At 68.4% G+C, this 1,216-nt stretch carries 1 protein-coding gene; it reads right to left on the reverse strand.

What is annotated here, in order from left to right; genetic code table 11:
• On the reverse strand, positions 1 to 1,216 hold a 1,216-nt coding region (locus I5Q34_RS32585; RefSeq protein ID WP_199896110.1), incomplete at both ends, for a type I polyketide synthase.

A 1,216-nucleotide genomic window follows, 5' to 3' on the forward strand; every position in this document is an offset into this window, starting at 1 on the left:
CCGGCAGGCCTGGCCAGCATGTCCTGCACCGCCCACCCCGTATGCGGCTCCAACGCCCGCGCACACTCCTCCAACGCAGCCGCGAACACCGGCGAGGACTCCAACAGTTGCAAGCCCATCCCCGCCCACTGACCACCCTGCCCCGGAAAAACGAACACGGTCTTGTACCCGTCCGACCCGGGCTGGGGGCTGCTTTGTACGAGAGCGGGATGTTCCCCACCGGCTGCAAGTGCCTTGAGGGCGTCGAGGTATCCGTCGCGGTCCTCGGCCAGGATGACGGCTCGGTGATCGAACACCGACCGGCCTGATGCCAGGGCATGTCCCACGTCCGGTAGTGGCAGGTTGGGGTAGGCAGCGATGAACGCCCGTAGCGTCCTTGCCTGATCACGCAGTCCCTGCCCGGTCTTGCCGGATACCGGCCATGGCCACGGCCCCGGCGGCATCACAGCGGCCGCAGCGGGTTCGTCCTCGGCCGGTGCCTGTTCCAGAATCACGTGGGCGTTGGTGCCGCTGACGCCGAAGGAAGACACCCCGGCCCGCCGCGGCCGTCCTGTCTCCGGCCAGGGCATGGCTTCCCTCAACAGCTCGACCGCGCCGGTGTCCCAGTCGACGTGGGGTGACGGTTCGTCGATGTGCAAGGTGGCGGGCAACTGCCCGTGACGCAGGGCCATGACCATTTTGATGATGCCGGCGACGCCGGCGGCGGCTTGGGTGTGGCCGATGTTCGACTTCAGGGAGCCCAGCCACAACGGCTGGTCTTCCGGCCGGCCTTGTCCGTAGGCGGCGAGGAGGGCCTGGGCCTCGATGGGATCCCCCAGCGTCGTCCCCGTCCCATGCCCCTCCACCACATCCACATCACCCGGCGTTAGTCCGGCGTTGGCGAGGGCCTGACGGATGACGCGTTGCTGGGAGGGGCCGTTGGGTGCGGTGAGTCCGTTGCTGGCTCCGTCCTGGTTGACGGCACTGCCGCGTACGACGGCGAGGACTTGGTGTCCCAACCGCCGTGCGTCCGCGAGGCGTTCGACGAGGAGCATGCCGATGCCTTCGCTCCAGCCGACTCCGTCGGCGGTGGCGGAGAAGGGTTTGCACCGACCGTCCGGGGAGAGTCCTCGCTGGCGTGAGAATTCGATGAAGGTTGCTGGTGTGGCCATGACGGTGACACCGCCGGCGAGGGCCATGGTGCATTCGCCCGACCGCAGGGCCTGGCAGGCCAGAT

This window comes from Streptomyces sp. AV19 (assembly GCF_015999245.1).
Lineage (GTDB): Bacteria > Actinomycetota > Actinomycetes > Streptomycetales > Streptomycetaceae > Streptomyces.